Consider the following 16427-nt stretch of genomic DNA (forward strand, 5'->3'; position numbering starts at 1 on the left):
ATTGATTATTTGGCTTTTCCCTAAGATGGCCAAGCAATTCCAAACATTGCTCCTCATCAAACATTCCAATGTGAGCTTTATCCCCTGGTAGTTCCATCACTTCTGCCATCCATTTATAAGCTTTTGAACGACTCATGCGTTTAGATTTCCAAAGTGGGTCAAATGAAGCATGGGTCCGTTTACGCATTTCTCTAAGATTCCGATTTGCCATTGTCCCAAGTGGAGTTTTTCCTCTGCCATGAGTGCCAACATAAGCGTTACAAGGACGGCAAAGATAAACATTGGTGCCATAGTCGCGGCCGTAAAATTCTTTACTGGAGAGGAAGATTGGTTCTCTTCCACAGTAAGGGCAATTCATGATGTGAATTTTTTTCCATCTCTTAAACCGATTTTATAAGCCTGTTCAATCGCTCTAACAACACCTTTAAAATCCCTTCTAAAAGTCGCGTCTTCTGGCTCAACTGCATCTGACAAAATCAGCAAAGTATTAGCACTATCGGTAATTTTGATGTAGTTAGCGTACTCTTTACCTGGTCCGTTATCAGGCTGATCCTCTTGTTCTTGCTGTGTTAAATCTTCAAAAGAAATTAGATTTACTTTTAACATTTTTACACCTCCACAGAATAGGAGATTGATTCAGGCTTAACGGTCACACCAGGTACTACCTGACCATTTTCATCAACTACAACCTTTTCACCACTGATATCCACAATCTTGAGTGACTTTTTCAAATCGCCCCATTTAACACTGTTTTTAATAAACTCGTCCATTTCGTTTTCAATGACATATTGCAAGATTTTTTCTTCATCCTGTTTTTCAGGAGCTTCACCGGATTTTCTAGTTTTTGATTTACCATAAGGCGTGCTGATTGTTTTTGCTTTAGGATCCTGCTCAAGTTGCTTTGCATGATATGCAGCAATCATAGTTTCAAATGATTCAAGTCTATTCGAAATTGTGGAGAGCTCCCCACGTTCCCAATCTGCAATTCTTTGGCGTTCAGCTTCAGCAAGTTGCTTGATTTCTTTTTCCTTAGTCTTTAATGCTGAAAGTTTACGAAAAACCCAATTAAGACTATTTAAATCAGTAATTTGGAAAGAGTAATGACTTTCTTGTCCTTCCTCTGCATACACAGCATCTTCGAAGAAATTTTCAACTAATTGCAATTCATTTTTTAATAAGGAATTCATTTTGTACCTCCATTTGGTTTTTTAAGGCGATTCATTTATAATGGAGCTAGGTTATGTAAACGAATCACCTTTACACGAGACTCACTCTGCCAAGTGGGTCTTTTTATTCTCCGGCAATCCTACAAACTGACATTTCAGCAACATACTGCTGACAACATTCAGCTTTTTGATGAATAAGTACTGTTTCCCCATAATCATCGAATTCATAAATATCTTCACCGGCTAAAATATCTTCCTGGCATCCAGCACAATCACCAATTACTTTTGGTTCCTGTTCCTTTTCCTTCCACAAGCTGTCTACTATCATGGGATTCTCAATTTCTCCCAAACTACTCACCTCATTCCCTTTTTCTACCTTTACTCCGAATGGGCCATTTATCAGGTTCAATTTTCCGCTGATCACCAATGTATTTGTTTAAGACTGAAATCGATATATTTAGTGCTGTTGCAATCTCTGGTATTGTTTCACCTGACATAAACAATTTGTGGAGGGTATCCTTATCGACACTATCAATTAACTTACCTTTTCGCTGTAGTGCCTCTTTTTTGCGTTCGCTAACCTTTTTATAATCAATTGTTTCAGTGCTAAAAACAGCTTCACCAGTGGGCACAATAGGGTGCTTAGCTACATATGCTAGTCGCTCTTCCTCCGTCATATACCAAACAGTCACTTTCCCAATCGACACATTGTCACCTCCTAAATTTCTAATTCCAATTGATCTGTTATTTCTTTTACATGGTCATTCCAAACAATATGTCCCCAAGTAGAGTTATCATCAGCACGTACAAAATACGCTTGTTTTAAATCACGACCACAACCATTACTTCCATACCAAATTGAAATTCGTTTTAAGATAGTACCAGGTTTCCAACCAAATAATTTCTCATAATTTTTATTCGTATTTTCAAGTAAGATATATTGTTTTTGTTCTTCTGGAGGGATCTTTTCATTCTTTTTCAATAAAATTACCTCCTGTTATCCTTAGCCACTAAATAAACTGCGATAAGACGTTCCTGCACCGACATAGCCAACCATGCTTTTGCTTTAATCTTCATATGTACTCACCTCCTTAAAAGTTCATCCTGGATTAGCTCCAGTAATGCTTGCTGCCTTTGTACATATTCATTAATTTCATTTCCACCTGCTACATGAGAACCAATTCTTCTTTCTGCATCTTCCACAAGAGTGATTAAATCGGCATAAGATAATTGTGGAAGACTAGCTTTCCAATAATCGAGCATTAGCAATTAATTCCTTTAATTTTGATGTTTAATAAATTTAGAGTTTTTGTAACTGCTAATGACATCTGCCATTCTGATGAAAACTCACGACTCGTATCAAGACTATGGTAATATTCAAGGATCTTGTCCTCAGGACCAGGTTCAATTTCATATCCAACATATAAAGCGACATTTAGAGTTTCTAAATCAATGTTATTTAATGCCTCACGTTTATCTGTCCACAATCCATTTACACCATGGTATTGACTTACATTAGCTCTATCCCCACCGTTTACTTCAAGAGCACTTTCCAATGCCGCAGCTTCTTCTTTTGAAATCATCACTTTTTCCATTTCTTATTTCCCTCCTAATAATTTTTCTGCTAACACCCTAAAAACCAAAGCTAATATTCCATAACCAACCGCGAATTCTAACGTATTAATCACCTCCTAATATGCTAAACTGGTTGATTTAGAACTTGATTCGTTCCTCAAATTTCGCCAAAGGCTTAAAAAATTTAGAGGAATGGATCCTCTAAGAAATTTCAGCAACTGGAACTTTCGAATGCTCCCGATAAAAGTCACGAAGTTGAGTAAAGTTATATATATCGAAATCACCAAATCCGATACCGTGCTCTGCTGTTAACTTTAAGTCATCATCAACCATTCCATGCCTTTTATAAAAATCAAAACTCCTATAAAAAAGTACTGAATCATGTTCACCTTCTTTTTTAAATAAACAATTAATAGATACGATTCTTGATTCACTCCCCCGAATTGTGTAAGCAGCTAGTTCGACCATTTTAAAGCGATCAGTATTTAACAAATCATTTATTGTGATAAACACTTTTCCTTCACCTATTACTTTTAATGGGCCAGTATTACTTGCAAGATATTTCCCATCCATTTTCAAATCCTCCTTTATTTTGTTTGCAATTCCTTCTCCTTTTTCTTTTCAGCCAAGATCCGCGGAATAGACGTTTTCATAAAAAATTTAGCCATTTCTTTTAAAGTTTCCTCACTAATTTTGGGCTGTTCTGCCGTTTTCATCTCTCCAGCTCCTACCTCTTATGCTCTCTTTAGCAAGCACTATCTATAAAAAAAATATCATTAAAATCCACACCGAGATTTGTGGAAATTCGCTTAGCAATTTTTGCGCTTGGCGATCTTTCTTCATTAACAATCTGATTTATATAAGGTGGAGTAACTTCTATGGCCTTTGCTAATTCAGTTTGAGAAAATCCATTAATAATCAGCATTTTTTTAAATTCAGTGGGATCTTTCAATTTAATTTTCATTTCATCACCTCGCTTACTTTAGTTATCACTTCCTGTAATTCCATAATAATCCTTAACGCAAACTTTAGCAAGCATTTTTTAGCATTTTTTTCTAAAAAAATAACATTTTTAAAATTTATCATAACAATAGTAAGCGTTTAGGGTTATAATAAAAATTGTGAGGTGAATTTTATGACCGCCGATTTAATAAAATTTGGTGAATATTTAAGAGAGTTAAGAAAAGAAAGAGGACTTTCCATTAGACAATTGGAGAAAAAGACTGGTGTGTCTAATGCATATCTATCTCAAATAGAAAATGGAAAAAAAGGGTTGCCATCACCTGACATTTTAAAGAAAATCTCTGAACCTTTAAAAGTTGGGTACGAAGAATTAATGGAGAAAGCAGGATATATTTCAGGAGATCTACACAGAGAAACAGTGCAGGCTATCGATCGTGCAAACAGCGATGTTAATGGTCTTAATGAATTAATTAATAATGCAGCTGAGATTTTTGTAAGTTCTGTAACTAACGAATCAGGTGTTTTAACTGATGTTTTTCGTGAATATTTATTAGAAGCAAATGAAAATTTATCAGAAGAAGAGATGGATGAATTAATTAATGATCCAGAAATAACTGAAAAAATATTTAAAAGTTTAACAATTGGTGAAAAAATTACTTTTCTTAATTTTATTATTAAAGATTTAGTGGATAGAAATATTGATCCAAAAGAGTTATATAAAAGTAATGCTGAAATCATATCGGAACATTTTATGCCCGTATTAAAAGTACCCGTATTAGGCCATATTGCAGCTGGCCAACCGATTTTTGCAGAAGACCATATAGAGGAATGGACAGAAATCCCCAATATGTGGAACCTTAAACCTGATGGTGCAATAGTACTAAAAGTTAAAGGAGATTCCATGATTGGAAGTAGAATATTTGATGGAGATAAAGTGGTAGTGAAAATACAGCAGGAAGTCGAAAACGGAGAAATTGCTGTTGTAAACATTAACGGTGATGAAGCAACTCTAAAAAGAGTCAAAAAAACAGAAAACGGGCAAGTCATACTTTACCCGGACAACCCTAAGTATGAACCCATTTTTATAACTAATGAGCGAGCACGAATCATAGGTAAAGTGGTCCAAGTAATGTTCGAACCAAAGTAACCCAATCAAAAATAAGTTGATATTAATCTGCAGTATTTATATATGCTTTTAAACAAATATAACAAGGATTGGTATTTTTTTCTTTTTTAACTAATCTTTTTTTAAAAATTTCTCGTTTAATTGATGTGTTTAAAAATAATGTTAATACATTTTTTTTTGTTTCAACACTAAGTCGTTTCATCGATGTAATCTCCTTATAATATATTGGAAAAAGGCGGTAAAAGAATGGCATACCGAATCGGGAGATGCCTTCTTTCTGAAAAATTGGAGGAGTTAGAAATGACTCCAGCTGAATTAGCACGACGTTTAGGTGTTCATAGACAACAAGTTGATAAATGGATTAACGGAAAACAAAAAATGAACATGGAGTCTGCTAAAAACGTTGCATCCATTCTTAATTTAGATCACGGTGATCAACTATATGAATGGATTATAATACCCAATAGAAAGAAGGCATAGGAGGAATTGGTTTTATACCTTTTCCGCGATTCAAATGTCAACCATCCGGCTTACAAATAATAATACATTATCTGGCACATCATTTGTCGACATATTTTTCGACATATTTTTCACTTTTTAGGAGGGACAACTATGACTGTCGCATTATATATTCGTGTATCCACACATGAACAGGCAAAAGAAGGATATTCTATTCCAGCACAAAAAGAACGACTCATTGCCTATTGTACGGCACAAGGCTGGACAGACTATAGGTTCTATGTTGATGAAGGGGTTTCTGCTAAAGATACCAACCGCCCTGAATTACAACGTATGTTAGACGATGTAAAAAAAGGTAAAATAAATATGATTTTGGTTTATCGATTAGACCGCTTTACTAGACGTGTTCGTGACCTATATGAAATGTTAGAGATGTTAGACAAATATAAATGTAGTTTTAAAAGCGCCACAGAGTTGTATGACACGTCAAACGCTATGGGTCGAATGTTTATAGGGTTAGTAGCCCTCCTCGCACAATGGGAGACAGAGAACCTTTCTGAACGTGTGAAAATGGCTTTAGAGGAAAAAGTTTCTGGAGGGGAACGTGTTGGAGCTGTGCCATATGGTTTTGACCTCAACGAAAAAGAAAAGTTGGAAGCCAACGTGCAGGCAACTACCGTGCTTCTGATGATAGATAAAATCAAAAGTGGAATGTCCACCAATCAACTAGCTGATTACTTAAATAAGACCAATCAAGATCGTACCTGGCACGTAACTGGTATTTTACGCATATTAAAAAATCCAGCTTTATATGGAGCAACACGATGGAATGAAGAAGTATATGAAGATACACATACAGGTATTATTTCAAAACAAGAATTTATGAAGCTGCAACAAATGTTAGAGGATCGTTCTTTCCAACATAGGAGAGATGGTCATGCAATTTATTTATTTCAAGGGCTTCTTACTTGTCCTCATTGTGGATCCTTTCTATCGGTCAATCGGTACATTCGTACACGCAAGGACGGAAGCAAATATCAGGGAGTAGTTTACAAATGCCAGGTCTGTTACAAAAATGGTGATACCATGCTGACGATTGGTGAACATCGTTTTGTGGAAGCTCTTTATGATTATATGAAGCATGTAGAAATTGAAGACGTCACTCCTATTATAGAAAAGAAAGACGAACGGGAATTGTTAGTGAAGCAGCTGGAGAAGGTGGAAAAACAACGTGAAAAATTTACACTGGCATGGTCGATGGAAAAAATTATGGATGAGGAGTATGAAAAGCTCATGGATGAAACGAGAGGGATCTATGATGAGTTGAAAAGTAAAGTTGTCCAATATAAAACCCCTGTGCCGATCAACACAGAGGCTTTGAAAGATATTGTTTTTACTTTTAATGAAACTTTTACCTTTTTAGAGCATGAAGAGAGGAAAAAATTCATTTCACAGTTTATCCGAAAAATTGAATTTAAAACCTTGTCAAAGCCACCTGTCAATCCACGAAACAAAAAAGGAAAAGACTTAATCATCTTAACGAATGTTGAGTTTTATTAGCATTCGTTAAGTAGTATTTGTGTTACGTTATCGGTCGGGCCTGTAAAAATTATTAGGCCGTGAGCATGTTTAAGGAGAGCAAGTAGTTTTCTGGTCATACCTGGGAAAAGAGAAAGTTGGTGAAAGGGAATCTGTTCTTGCTGTGGCAGCAGTCTAATGACAAGACTTTCTCGGTTGTTGGATGGAAGAGTTGAAAGTCTAAGACCCATTAATTTTCCATCGACTTCACAAAAAATCGCACCGCTTTGGGGACGTCTTCGTTCTCCGATATCCATATTCGCTGTAAATTTAAAATGAGAGATTAATCTGTCGCATTCATCTTTTGGAAGTGATAACCGGGGAATCAGTTTGTTTGTTAAGCGGATTTGAATCAATGTGTCTTGCTTTCTGGGAACAATGTGAATATCTGTTGCTTGATTTCGGGCTGCATCTGTAATAATCCTATTTGCTAGTATTTCGATTGAGCTTACAATATGTAACACCACCTTATATTTTGTCTTTGTAGTAATTCGACACCTTTCAAGCTATTCCTTCATGATTCTTCTTTTTTTTAAAAAAATTTTTTCTTTTTTTCATTCACTATTGTCTAAAAAATAACTATTGACAAACAGGCTGTATATATTTCGTTTATGTTTTGTATAACAAGGCACCTTCGGATAGTTTGCAATTGTGAACAATTTCTAAACATATAGTGTTAACATTGTTAACCTCATTCCCATGTACAAAATGCTGTATTATAATGGGATTAAATTATGGGGGTTTGAGGTGAACAGAGATGGAACAAACATTAAAGATAACAAATGTTTTATCAGATCCAACTAGGTACTACATCTATCAATACATTACGAAACGTCATCAAGAAGTTACCGTGCAAGAAGTAGCTGAGAATTTTAATATCCATCCCAATGTTGCGAGGTTACATTTATCTAAGCTTGAAGATGTCAATATGTTAGCTTCTGAAACCAAAAAGACTGGCAAAGGTGGCAGACCCAGTAGATTATATCGTCTATCAGATGATGTCATTCAGTTGCACTTCCCTTTCCGAGATTACATGCTTCTTTCAAAAGTAGCTATCACTACCATGCTCACGTTAGGGGAAGCTGGTAAACAAGCTCTTTACTTAACTGGAAAACGATTTGGTGCTGAAGTAATTGATCAGGAATTGGCTAGAAGATCCTTTGGAGAAGAAATAGATTTTGATCAAAAATTAGCTATCTTGAAAAGTGCTGCAACCTTAGCAGGCTTTTATCCAGAATTTGAAGCAAATGATGATCAAAACAAAATTTTCTTCCAGATTTATAATTGTCCCTTTAAAGAAGTGGCAGAGGAGCACGAAAGTGTTTGTGCGATGCATCATGAGTTCCTAAAAGGAATGTTTGAAGCATTGTTTGAGTCAGTGGAGTTAATTGAAAAAGAAAATATTATTTCAGGTTGCGAAACTTGCTCTTATCAGGCACTTGTTACAAACTAATTTGAAAGCTTATTTACTTTTGACCTCCTTTTCTTTATAATATTGCTGATGGTACCATAGGGGAAAAGGAGGGATACATATGGATCGCATGTACAGAGTTTTGGGTTTCTGGACGGGTATTTTTACCGTTATGTTCTATCTAGGTGATATGGATAAAACCGCATTGCTTTTCTTGGCCCAAACTGGTTTCTTTGTTTTACTAAGTTATCTTAAACTATCCGAGCGTATGTATATGTATGTTTTTTGTGGATATTTAACCGTTTTCTTCGCAGGCTTCACTTATTGGACAACTTTTATGATGCCACTAGGTGGAGGACATTGAGAAGATAGGAACACGTAAAAAACACCGGGACCTTCTCCGGTGTTTTTTTATATTTCGAAAAGATTATCATCAGGCATCTCTTTTTGTTGAATAACCAAGTGAAAAAACGAACTCATTCCAGATGGCATGATCAAACTTCGTATCGCCCGATTGCGTTTACTAACTTCAGAAAAAGGATTTGGATCATAATGGTTTTCTAATTCCTTTAAAATTCCTGCTTTTAGTAAAAATTCATCCTGTCTAAGCTTTGAATGAAATTTCAACCCTTCCTGCTCGCCCTTTTGAATCAGCCAATCAAAATGAATATGTGTGGTAATGTCCATTTCGCCTGGGTTTTCTAAAACATCATGAATCATTTGGTGCTGATAATATCCACGCAGGCTTCCTTTTATTCTCGAAGGGTGATTCCAGTCTTCTTTGGTATAACCATAATCTGCTGTAACAACAATCCCTTTTGCTATTACCCTTGATATATCCTTCACCATGCCTTCCATAAATAAAGGCACCTCAATTCGTTGTTTTTCTTGTAAAACAAAGCCAGTCTCCTCCAAAAAAGAGAGAATGGACGAATTGGTTAACGGCACCTTGTCCTCATACAAGGAATTGTTTTTAATGCCAACCATCATTTCAAATAATTGACCGTTCACTTTTTCTATTACATGAACCGGCAGGGCATCAAATAATTCATTTGAAAAGACCATCCCTTCAAATGGTTCAAGTTCATCTAGTTTGCATACTTGTGTTATAGAATAACGGAATTTTAATAACTCATTTTGCAATTTTCGATGATATGGACTGCTTTCCACTATTATGTAATTTAATGGAGTTTTGATAGAATCTTCCCATTCCTGTAAGAAAGCATGGGCAAAACGGCCATTTCCAGCACCAATCTCACAAAATATCGGTTCTAATCCCTTTTTTTCACAAATACTTGCAAACCACTTAGCAATGATTCGACCATATACATCGGAAATATTACTGGTCGTAATAAAATCTCCCTGGCTGCCAATTTTTTGTTTATTTTTCATATAGTAACCAAATTCAGGGTGATAAAGGACTGCGTCCATGTATTCTGCATAGGAAATCAAACGAGTTGGTGAGCTTGTGATTAAACTCTTTAAATAAGCAAGCATCATTAAAACCCATTTAAAAACGGATTACTGTCCATTTCTTCTCCAATTGTCGTTATCGGTCCATGCCCAGACAAAACTTCCGTTTCCTCAGGTAAAAATAATAATTTTTCATGAATACTCTTTATTAATTGTTTATGATTTCCCCCTGGGAGGTCTGTTCGGCCAATACTGTTTTGAAATAATGCATCACCTGATACTACAAAGCCCGCTTTTTCAAAGTAGTACGATACACTTCCAGGAGAGTGACCTGGTGTCTCTAATAAGGTGAACGAGAATTCCTCAATTGTAATGGCTTCTTCTTTTGTTAAGAGGTAGTCTGCTTTTTTCATTTTTACTAAATCTTGCATTTTAAAAAACTTGGAACCATTTAAAGCAGGATCTGTTAACCAATCTTCTTCCACTTCATGAATATAAACAGGAATTTTGTAATAGTCTCTTACCTCGTCTACCCCGCCGATATGGTCAAAATGTCCATGTGTTAAAAAAATCGCAATCGGCGTAAGTTCTCTTTTCGTTAACCACTTAATCAACCTTTTCCCATCACCGCCTGGATCAAAAATCAAACAGTTTTTTTCAGGACTTTCAACTATATAACAATTTGTTTGTAAAACCCCTAGTGGGATTTGAAACCATTTCATCTTTTCGCTACCTCCAACTATTTTCACATTAAGGCTGTTTTCATAAACATTGTTGTTAAAATCCTTAAAAAGAGCCTTTACTTAATTTCATTTTACACTATGAAAGCTGTATTGCTAACTTTTTTTAGCCCTCGACAAATGAATCAAAAGAATATAAAATAAGAATCGAATGTATATAATATTCTTACATAACTATCTTTAGAAATTAGTTGGGCGCTAAGCTCAAGTATATCTAATAAAGGGGGCTTTATTAATGGGAGTAGTTATTATTTTTGCTTTGGTTGCCATACTTGCTGCATATGGTTCATTCACTGCCCTAAAAAATAAAAATTTCTTAGGTGCATTTTTTGCGGTAGCATCACTAGCTGTTTTTGGTTGGTTTGCCATTATGACGCTGATTGAAAGTGGTTTTCCAACAGGGACACATTAAAAAGAAAAGCGCAAGCGCCCTGGTCAGCGGCGTATGGCCTCCTCGAAAAAGCTAACGCTTTTTCTTCGTGCGAAGTCTATGCTGCCGGAGCGTTCCTTGTGGAGCGCTCCAACCGAGATAAAGGAAACACGAAGAGCCGGAGGCGATTCGATGTTGACTTATCGTAGGGCGGAGAGCGAAGGACACTAGCCGCTAGGGCGCTGGAGCTGGACAGTAAACTAAGTTTAAAAATTTTTACTTTTCTTATCTATTAAAAGATCCAAAGACTGCCAGATGGCAGTCTTTTACTTTTTTACGAGCTTGTAAATTTCTTTTGTATGGAGATCAATGATTTGATCAAATCGATTTCCATACAGTGCTGCTTCCCCTGCAGGTGATAAAAGCAAAGGTTCATTCTTCAGAGCTTTTAAAATAACATCGCTCTTATCCTTATTGATATCATAACTTACAAGGTCAAAACCCCCAGAGTAAGCATCAGCTTCAGCACTTTTCAATGGCTTTAGGGTAATGAATTTTCCCTTGCTCTCATTAAAATCGTAAAAAGGTACTAACCATCCTGAAAACATTGTCAAATGAGGAACTGAAAAAGTAAAGACTTCCTTTTTATCCTTTTTATAAAAGCTATAAGCAGCCTGTAATTTTTCTTCATCATTGACTGTAACAGTCATTAGAATGTTACGATAGGTTGAAAATTGGAGAACATCATCAAGTATTGTTTCCTCTTTATCCGTTCCTAAATGCTTGCTCATTAGGGGAGCAAAAAGCGATGGACTCGCTTCATCCCAGTGTAAAAATGCAACTTCTTCCTTTCCTAACCACTTAATAAATGGTTGTGGAATCGATAATTCAGCAAGTTTATTTTTTTCTATATCTAAAAGGAGCATTTGAAAGCTCCAATCCTCATTAAACGAAGAAATTAGAATTTCAGATTCGTTAAATTGGTTCCATTCAAATTCTAATTCATAGGATGGAATAGATTTTTTTATGATTTCCGATCCATCAGGGGTTACGATGGTAACTTGTCCTTCATAGGTGGAAGGAGATGATTGAATGAGTATTAACTCTTTTGATGGACTAATTTGTACGCTTACAATGGGTGCACCACTTTTATAAAGCAATTCGCTACTACCCGTTAGCAGATGATAAACGTATAATGACGATGATTGCTCATAATTTGTTATATAGAGTATCTCTTGGTCGGTAAGCCAACCGCCAATTTTATAAAACTCACCTTCAGGAATTTCAATTGGGAGTTTCCACGCTTTTTCCGGCTGTGCTGCATGCGGGTCATTTTGCTTTTCAACATCTTCAGAAGGGGTAGGCTTAGCATCTTGTTGATGTGTACAAGCACTAAAAATGGAGGCAAAAATCAGCCAAAACGAAATTTGAAAAATAATTTTAACTACCTTGCTTAGCTGCATTTTCCTCCTCCCTCCTTTTTCTATTCTATAATTAGTACGTTTTCATTACAAAAATGTTTCAATAATAACAGGAACATTATAAAAATAAGAAAAAAGTCGCATGTAAACGACTTTTTTTAAAAAAATAACCAACACAATAGTTTATTTTAATGTCATTGATATCATTTTACAAGTCATCTACTAAACGAATTACAAATAAAGTGAGGCAAGAAAAATGCCCTCTACTTTTTGAAGAATGTCGTTAACTTGGGATAAAGGTAACGGATTAATTCCCTTTCCTAATTCGATTGTGAAACCAGGGCGTTTAAACTCTTGAATATACCAATCCTTGAATCCCGCATGACTATCGACATTTCGAATTGCCTTGTAGCCACTAACTCTTTCAAATTCTTTTGCAAGTTCTTCAGATTCTGGCGGTTCAAAGCCTTCATAGCCCCAATAAAATTCCTCACCTTGGGTATGAAATGCCAAAACCCGATCGAACTGATTGCTTTTGACCAAATCAGCCATTGCAATTGCCTCTGGTTCAGTTAAAGTTGACTGACCTGGATAATCTCTAGGTGCGGGGGATTTTGGTATCTTTCTCTTTTGCTCAATTTCCCAATTTGCCGGGTACTGATTGTTTAAGTCTACCCCTCTTATGTTTGCCTTCCAATGAACAAATTCAGTACTGCCATCATTTATCTTCATTACTTCATTATAACGGCTAGTTGGAGGTCCATTTAAAACAAGGTCTACCCCATCTGGATTTACCATTGGGACAAGGGATAATTCAGTATCATTATATAAATTCATTGTATTTATCCCTTTTATTGTGCTTCTGTTGGTTAATGAAATGAGATAATGATTAACGAGGTTCATGATTATTAATGTTGTAATCCATTCATTTGCATGAAAAGAGGCATTCATATGAATCTTTTTCAATCCCTTTCCTATTCTTAACTCCTGAATCGGATTACCTAAAACACTGTGACCTATTGTTTTCACCTTTATGAATGGATATAACTTCTTAAGAGTGTTTATTTGCTTTTGTAAGCTTTTTGAGTCATAAGGTAATTTGGAGCTGCGAACCTCCATATTTTTCCCCTCCCTCCATCATAAAAATCATATGTTGGTTGGAAGGAGAAAATGAGCAAAATAAAACCTGCATAGGAATGCAGGCTCATTTTAATATTTTTCATAAGTTTAAGTTATTCTTTATCAACCATGCTGCACCAATAACCCCAGCATCATTCCCTAGTGTTGCCAATGTAAGATTGGTAGACTCTCGAACAGATGAGAAAGCAAACATGGAAAAGTTAACTTTCACTGCATCTAATAATATGTCCCCCGCTCTAGAAACACCACCGCCAAGGACAATCTTCTCTGGATTCAATGTATTAGCAATATTTGCTAGAGCCATTCCTAAATGAAGGGCAACATCGTCCTGAATGTTTTTCGCCAAGGCATCGCCGTTACGAGCACAATCGAATACATCCTTAGCTGTAACCATCCCATTTGCAGCATATAGGTCGGCCAGCTCTCCCTGTGCCTCGGTTTTGGAAAGTTCATCCTTAGCTAACCGTACAATTCCAGTTGCAGATGCAATCGTTTCAAGACAGCCAGACTTTCCACAGTTACAAGGTGCTCCTCCAAAAGGTATCGATGTGATATGACCAATCTCACCCGCTGCGCCATAACTACCTCTTACAATATTACCATTTGCGATGACTCCACCGCCTACACCCGTTCCCAGTGTCACGCACACTAGATCACTTGCACCCTTACCAGCACCATTCCACATTTCACCTAATGCTGCACAGTTTGCATCATTTTCAATAACCACTGGTAAGTCTGTTAGTGATTGAAGACTCTCTTGTAAAGGAAAATTATTCTTCCATCCTAGGTTTACGACGTTTCGGATGATACCTGTTTGATAATCTACTGGCCCAGGTGCACCCATACCGATTCCAATTAATTTTGATTTCTGTTCATTGAGCTCTGCTAGTTTATGATCAATCGCCTTTGCAATATTGATCGTAATATACTGGCCTTCGTTCGAATTATCTGTAACGATTTCCCACTTATGAAGAATATTCCCCTTCATATCAATAAAAGCTAATTTAGTAGTGGTACCACCAAGGTCCACACCCACTATCCATTGTTCTGACATGTTCATCACCTATCTTTTTCAGCCTTTTCTCTTAAAAATCTTATTTCGTGTCTTAAAATTAATAGTGCAGTCGAATACTCTTTCGGATCTATTAATTGAGCTTGATACAACTCTCTTAATTCTGACTCCATTAATTCTAAGTCAGCGATTCGATCACCAATATAAATAATTGTTCCGTATTGCTTTAAAAATTGCTGAATATCATAAATTGATTTCATTTTTTTTAGCCCTCTTACTTAGGAATGTTAAACAATTAAACATACTCTAAAGTATACCGTAAGCCCTTACCACCCTCAAGCTGTTCTTACCAACTAAAATTGGACACTTCCCGAAACTCTAATCGCTCACCCCAGATGGCGGGAGTAATCGATTAAGTTCCTGAATCAAATCAACATACTCCTGTTGGCTTGGTTTTAATTCTGCAGCCTTGGTAGCATTTTCTCTTGCATTAAGCAAATCATTTTCCTCTAAGTAGATTAATGCGAGATTATAATATGCCTCGGGTAAATCAGCATCCAGATTAATTACTTTTAGTAGATGAGATTTTGCATCATCAAGCAATCCCGTCTTAATTTCAATATAAGATAATGCAAAATATACTTCTGCTGATACTTTACTCGAGTTCTCCAGGTAATTCGTTAAAATAGTATATGCTTGATCATAATTCTCCTGTTTAATATATTCTTGAGCTAGCATCATGGTGGAGCTTTCATTCCCACCTGTTTCTGAATTTTGAAATCCAAATACTAATGATCCATAAAGTACTAATGCAGATACCACTAAAAAAGCTAACTGTAAAAATGGCTTTTTCTTTTTAGGAAAATGCATGATTCCTGCTGCAAGAAACCCTCCAGCTAGACCGCCTAAATGTCCAGCATTGTCAACGATCGAAACAGTAAATCCAAATATTAAATTAAAAACTAATACCGTTATAACGCTTGTACCCATTGTTCGGAAAAATAGTTTAGGATAAATAAGCGCAAAGTATAGCAATGCTCCAAAACATCCAAAGATAGCACCACTAGCCCCTGCTGATATATTCGGACTAAAGATAAAACTGGCAATGACCCCTGATATACCTGCAAAAAGATAAATGAATAAAAATCGGCTATTTCCAAAGATTCTTTCGACTGCAGGACCTAAAAAATACAAAGCTAAGCTATTCATCGCTATATGTAAAAATCCAATGTGCAAGAATATTGGTGTAATAAATCTCCACCATTCTCCCTCATAGATATAAGGATTAAATTTTGCCCCAAATTTAATCAGTGTAGATGTATTCGTACTGCCTCCTTGAAGCTCTAGCAATAAAAAGATGATTACTTGAATAATGATAAAAAAGTATGTAAAAAACGGCTTGCCATTCGTAAATATCTCTTTTTCCTTTTTTGCTAGCTGTATTGCTGAATCTATGGTTTCTTTCTTTAGCGACTCAACCTCTTGCTCTGAATACTCATTATAAACAGGAAAGGTGACTTCCCTTTCTAGTCTTTCAGATAGAACTTTGAGCCCTGATTCGGATTGTTCACTCGTCAATAAGACTGAGCTTACGATGGATTTTTTTCCATGTGGAAAAACGTATGGATGTTCCAAGCGATGCTCGTAGTCGTCAACAGGAGGAAATTGACTTATGTAGATATTTACAACTGTAAGTTCACCGCGACCAATCTGTTTTCGAACTTTTTCTCCATTAGAAGCTGTAAATTCTATATCTCTTTGCATGGAAAGACTCCAGTCTAAATCAATCCGTAACAAACGAATAATTGGGGCTTTTTTATTTTCGACTTTTTCCAGCCATAATTCTTTTTGATTTTCAAATAATTGAATGATCCGATAACCATGCTCGGAAATCAAGACATAAGCCAATCTCCAATAAAGATAATCCTCTTTAAAGTTCAATACCCCCACTACTTTCTATTAGGTCTATATTATTTATCCATTTTCACTAGTTTATTTTATTATAAACGATAATCAAGCTTATAGATGAATAAACAAGATGATAAGTTTTCAA

General features: G+C 36.0%; 24 protein-coding genes and 2 pseudogenes. 6 read left to right on the forward strand and 20 right to left on the reverse strand.

Annotated elements, in window-relative coordinates:
• Positions 1-82 precede the first annotated feature (82 nt).
• The 11 genes and pseudogenes from BLR86_RS04210 to BLR86_RS04255 all read right to left on the reverse strand — a co-directional run.
• Positions 83-358, reverse strand: a pseudogene (locus BLR86_RS04210) (zinc-finger-containing protein); the annotation flags it as partial.
• Entirely contained in the window at positions 355-606 is a 252-nt protein-coding gene (locus BLR86_RS04215) for a hypothetical protein (RefSeq protein ID WP_090758610.1), read from the reverse strand. The pseudogene BLR86_RS04210 and the gene BLR86_RS04215, both read right to left, overlap by 4 nt.
• 2 nt (positions 607-608) lie before the next feature.
• Positions 609-1187 (reverse strand): host-nuclease inhibitor Gam family protein, encoded by a 579-nt coding sequence (locus BLR86_RS04220; protein ID WP_090758612.1) that lies wholly within the window; start codon positions 1185-1187, stop codon positions 609-611.
• A 103-nt stretch (positions 1188-1290) separates the two neighbouring features.
• The gene (locus BLR86_RS04225; protein ID WP_090758614.1) at positions 1291-1515 is read right to left on the reverse strand and encodes a hypothetical protein; all 225 of its coding nucleotides are present in this window, start codon (positions 1513-1515) and stop codon (positions 1291-1293) included.
• Between the two features lie 10 nt (positions 1516-1525).
• Positions 1526-1873: a hypothetical protein gene (locus BLR86_RS04230; RefSeq protein ID WP_090758616.1), complete on the reverse strand. Its 348-nt coding sequence runs from the start codon at positions 1871-1873 to the stop codon at positions 1526-1528.
• An 11-nt stretch (positions 1874-1884) separates the two neighbouring features.
• Positions 1885-2148, reverse strand: coding sequence for a hypothetical protein (locus BLR86_RS04235; protein ID WP_090758618.1), 264 nt, complete (start codon positions 2146-2148; stop codon positions 1885-1887).
• A gap of 101 nt (positions 2149-2249) precedes the next feature.
• Positions 2250-2429, reverse strand: a complete 180-nt coding sequence (locus tag BLR86_RS04240) for a hypothetical protein (RefSeq protein WP_090758621.1) — start codon at positions 2427-2429, stop codon at positions 2250-2252.
• On the reverse strand, positions 2429-2761 hold the full coding sequence (locus tag BLR86_RS04245) for a hypothetical protein (protein WP_090758623.1): 333 nt from the start codon (positions 2759-2761) through the stop codon (positions 2429-2431). The genes BLR86_RS04240 and BLR86_RS04245 overlap by 1 nt, the downstream gene beginning before the upstream one ends.
• A 181-nt stretch (positions 2762-2942) precedes the next feature.
• Positions 2943-3314, reverse strand: coding sequence for a hypothetical protein (locus BLR86_RS04250; RefSeq protein WP_090758627.1), 372 nt, complete (start codon positions 3312-3314; stop codon positions 2943-2945).
• 14 nt (positions 3315-3328) lie between these two features.
• On the reverse strand, positions 3329-3457 hold the full coding sequence (locus tag BLR86_RS26745) for a hypothetical protein (RefSeq protein WP_302847195.1): 129 nt from the start codon (positions 3455-3457) through the stop codon (positions 3329-3331).
• Between the two features lie 29 nt (positions 3458-3486).
• Complete coding sequence (locus BLR86_RS04255; RefSeq protein ID WP_090758630.1) at positions 3487-3705, reverse strand: helix-turn-helix transcriptional regulator; 219 nt, start codon at positions 3703-3705, stop codon at positions 3487-3489.
• Between the two features lie 171 nt (positions 3706-3876).
• Between BLR86_RS04255 and lexA the strand changes: the two genes are divergently transcribed.
• Positions 3877-4851, forward strand: coding sequence for a transcriptional repressor LexA (gene lexA, locus BLR86_RS04260; protein ID WP_090758632.1), 975 nt, complete (start codon positions 3877-3879; stop codon positions 4849-4851).
• A gap of 22 nt (positions 4852-4873) precedes the next feature.
• Here lexA and BLR86_RS25915 read toward each other — a convergent pair whose 3' ends face one another.
• Positions 4874-5032: a hypothetical protein gene (locus BLR86_RS25915; RefSeq protein ID WP_175492786.1), complete on the reverse strand. Its 159-nt coding sequence runs from the start codon at positions 5030-5032 to the stop codon at positions 4874-4876.
• A 44-nt stretch (positions 5033-5076) separates the two neighbouring features.
• Here BLR86_RS25915 and BLR86_RS04265 point away from each other — a divergent pair, with 44 nt between their 5' ends.
• Both BLR86_RS04265 and BLR86_RS04270 read left to right on the forward strand, forming a co-directional pair.
• Positions 5077-5310: a helix-turn-helix domain-containing protein gene (locus BLR86_RS04265; RefSeq protein WP_090758634.1), complete on the forward strand. Its 234-nt coding sequence runs from the start codon at positions 5077-5079 to the stop codon at positions 5308-5310.
• 132 nt (positions 5311-5442) lie between these two features.
• A complete protein-coding gene (locus BLR86_RS04270) occupies positions 5443-6849 on the forward strand; it encodes a recombinase family protein (RefSeq protein ID WP_090758636.1) in 1407 nt (468 codons plus the stop codon).
• On the opposite strand, the gene BLR86_RS04275 is transcribed toward BLR86_RS04270, so the two are convergent.
• Entirely contained in the window at positions 6846-7334 is a 489-nt protein-coding gene (locus BLR86_RS04275) for an ATPase, T2SS/T4P/T4SS family (protein ID WP_254782231.1), read from the reverse strand. The genes BLR86_RS04270 and BLR86_RS04275 overlap by 4 nt on opposite strands.
• A gap of 290 nt (positions 7335-7624) precedes the next feature.
• On the opposite strand from BLR86_RS04275, the gene BLR86_RS04280 reads away from it, so the two are divergent.
• Both BLR86_RS04280 and BLR86_RS04285 read left to right on the forward strand, forming a co-directional pair.
• Positions 7625-8320 (forward strand): helix-turn-helix transcriptional regulator, encoded by a 696-nt coding sequence (locus tag BLR86_RS04280; protein WP_090758638.1) that lies wholly within the window; start codon positions 7625-7627, stop codon positions 8318-8320.
• 79 nt (positions 8321-8399) lie between these two features.
• Positions 8400-8642: a DUF2626 domain-containing protein gene (locus BLR86_RS04285; protein WP_090758640.1), complete on the forward strand. Its 243-nt coding sequence runs from the start codon at positions 8400-8402 to the stop codon at positions 8640-8642.
• A 47-nt stretch (positions 8643-8689) separates the two neighbouring features.
• Here the strand turns inward: BLR86_RS04285 and BLR86_RS04290 are convergent, their stop codons facing one another.
• Complete coding sequence (locus tag BLR86_RS04290; protein WP_368086747.1) at positions 8690-9778, reverse strand: class I SAM-dependent methyltransferase; 1089 nt, start codon at positions 9776-9778, stop codon at positions 8690-8692.
• Entirely contained in the window at positions 9778-10413 is a 636-nt protein-coding gene (locus BLR86_RS04295; RefSeq protein WP_090758644.1) for an MBL fold metallo-hydrolase, read from the reverse strand. The genes BLR86_RS04290 and BLR86_RS04295 overlap by 1 nt, the downstream gene beginning before the upstream one ends.
• Before the next feature lie 253 nt (positions 10414-10666).
• On the opposite strand from BLR86_RS04295, the gene BLR86_RS04300 reads away from it, so the two are divergent.
• Entirely contained in the window at positions 10667-10843 is a 177-nt protein-coding gene (locus BLR86_RS04300; protein WP_090758646.1) for a DUF2759 domain-containing protein, read from the forward strand.
• Positions 10844-11127: 284 nt separating this feature from the next.
• Here BLR86_RS04300 and BLR86_RS04305 read toward each other — a convergent pair whose 3' ends face one another.
• The 5 genes and pseudogenes from BLR86_RS04305 to BLR86_RS04325 all read right to left on the reverse strand — a co-directional run bounded on the left by BLR86_RS04305 (position 11128) and on the right by BLR86_RS04325 (position 16324).
• The gene (locus tag BLR86_RS04305; protein ID WP_090758648.1) at positions 11128-12264 is read right to left on the reverse strand and encodes a YqgU-like beta propeller domain-containing protein; all 1137 of its coding nucleotides are present in this window, start codon (positions 12262-12264) and stop codon (positions 11128-11130) included.
• A gap of 189 nt (positions 12265-12453) precedes the next feature.
• Positions 12454-13314 (reverse strand): annotated as a pseudogene (locus BLR86_RS04310) (M14 family metallocarboxypeptidase); the annotation flags it as partial.
• 127 nt (positions 13315-13441) lie between these two features.
• Positions 13442-14416, reverse strand: a complete 975-nt coding sequence (locus BLR86_RS04315) for an ROK family glucokinase (protein ID WP_090758652.1) — start codon at positions 14414-14416, stop codon at positions 13442-13444.
• 5 nt (positions 14417-14421) lie between these two features.
• Positions 14422-14634, reverse strand: coding sequence for a YqgQ family protein (locus BLR86_RS04320; RefSeq protein ID WP_090758654.1), 213 nt, complete (start codon positions 14632-14634; stop codon positions 14422-14424).
• A 118-nt stretch (positions 14635-14752) separates the two neighbouring features.
• On the reverse strand, positions 14753-16324 hold the full coding sequence (locus BLR86_RS04325) for a rhomboid family intramembrane serine protease (protein ID WP_368086748.1): 1572 nt from the start codon (positions 16322-16324) through the stop codon (positions 14753-14755).
• Between the last annotated feature and the right edge of the window lie 103 nt (positions 16325-16427).

This window comes from Bacillus sp. OK048, from assembly GCF_900103525.1.
GTDB lineage: Bacteria > Bacillota > Bacilli > Bacillales > Cytobacillaceae > Neobacillus.

Coding starts and splice junctions, on each gene's coding strand:
- BLR86_RS04215 (WP_090758610.1), bottom strand. CDS start 606: ATGTTAAAAGTAAATCTAATTTCTTTTGAAGATTTAACACAGCAAGAA.
- BLR86_RS04220 (WP_090758612.1), bottom strand. CDS start 1,187: ATGAATTCCTTATTAAAAAATGAATTGCAATTAGTTGAAAATTTCTTC.
- BLR86_RS04240 (WP_090758621.1), bottom strand. CDS start 2,429: ATGCTCGATTATTGGAAAGCTAGTCTTCCACAATTATCTTATGCCGAT.
- BLR86_RS04245 (WP_090758623.1), bottom strand. CDS start 2,761: ATGGAAAAAGTGATGATTTCAAAAGAAGAAGCTGCGGCATTGGAAAGT.
- BLR86_RS04250 (WP_090758627.1), bottom strand. CDS start 3,314: ATGGATGGGAAATATCTTGCAAGTAATACTGGCCCATTAAAAGTAATA.
- BLR86_RS26745 (WP_302847195.1), bottom strand. CDS start 3,457: ATGAAAACGGCAGAACAGCCCAAAATTAGTGAGGAAACTTTAAAAGAA.
- BLR86_RS04255 (WP_090758630.1), bottom strand. CDS start 3,705: ATGAAAATTAAATTGAAAGATCCCACTGAATTTAAAAAAATGCTGATT.
- lexA (WP_090758632.1), top strand. CDS start 3,877: ATGACCGCCGATTTAATAAAATTTGGTGAATATTTAAGAGAGTTAAGA.
- BLR86_RS25915 (WP_175492786.1), bottom strand. CDS start 5,032: ATGAAACGACTTAGTGTTGAAACAAAAAAAAATGTATTAACATTATTT.
- BLR86_RS04265 (WP_090758634.1), top strand. CDS start 5,077: ATGGCATACCGAATCGGGAGATGCCTTCTTTCTGAAAAATTGGAGGAG.
- BLR86_RS04270 (WP_090758636.1), top strand. CDS start 5,443: ATGACTGTCGCATTATATATTCGTGTATCCACACATGAACAGGCAAAA.
- BLR86_RS04280 (WP_090758638.1), top strand. CDS start 7,625: ATGGAACAAACATTAAAGATAACAAATGTTTTATCAGATCCAACTAGG.
- BLR86_RS04285 (WP_090758640.1), top strand. CDS start 8,400: ATGGATCGCATGTACAGAGTTTTGGGTTTCTGGACGGGTATTTTTACC.
- BLR86_RS04290 (WP_368086747.1), bottom strand. CDS start 9,778: ATGATGCTTGCTTATTTAAAGAGTTTAATCACAAGCTCACCAACTCGT.
- BLR86_RS04295 (WP_090758644.1), bottom strand. CDS start 10,413: ATGAAATGGTTTCAAATCCCACTAGGGGTTTTACAAACAAATTGTTAT.
- BLR86_RS04300 (WP_090758646.1), top strand. CDS start 10,667: ATGGGAGTAGTTATTATTTTTGCTTTGGTTGCCATACTTGCTGCATAT.
- BLR86_RS04305 (WP_090758648.1), bottom strand. CDS start 12,264: ATGCAGCTAAGCAAGGTAGTTAAAATTATTTTTCAAATTTCGTTTTGG.
- BLR86_RS04315 (WP_090758652.1), bottom strand. CDS start 14,416: ATGTCAGAACAATGGATAGTGGGTGTGGACCTTGGTGGTACCACTACT.
- BLR86_RS04320 (WP_090758654.1), bottom strand. CDS start 14,634: ATGAAATCAATTTATGATATTCAGCAATTTTTAAAGCAATACGGAACA.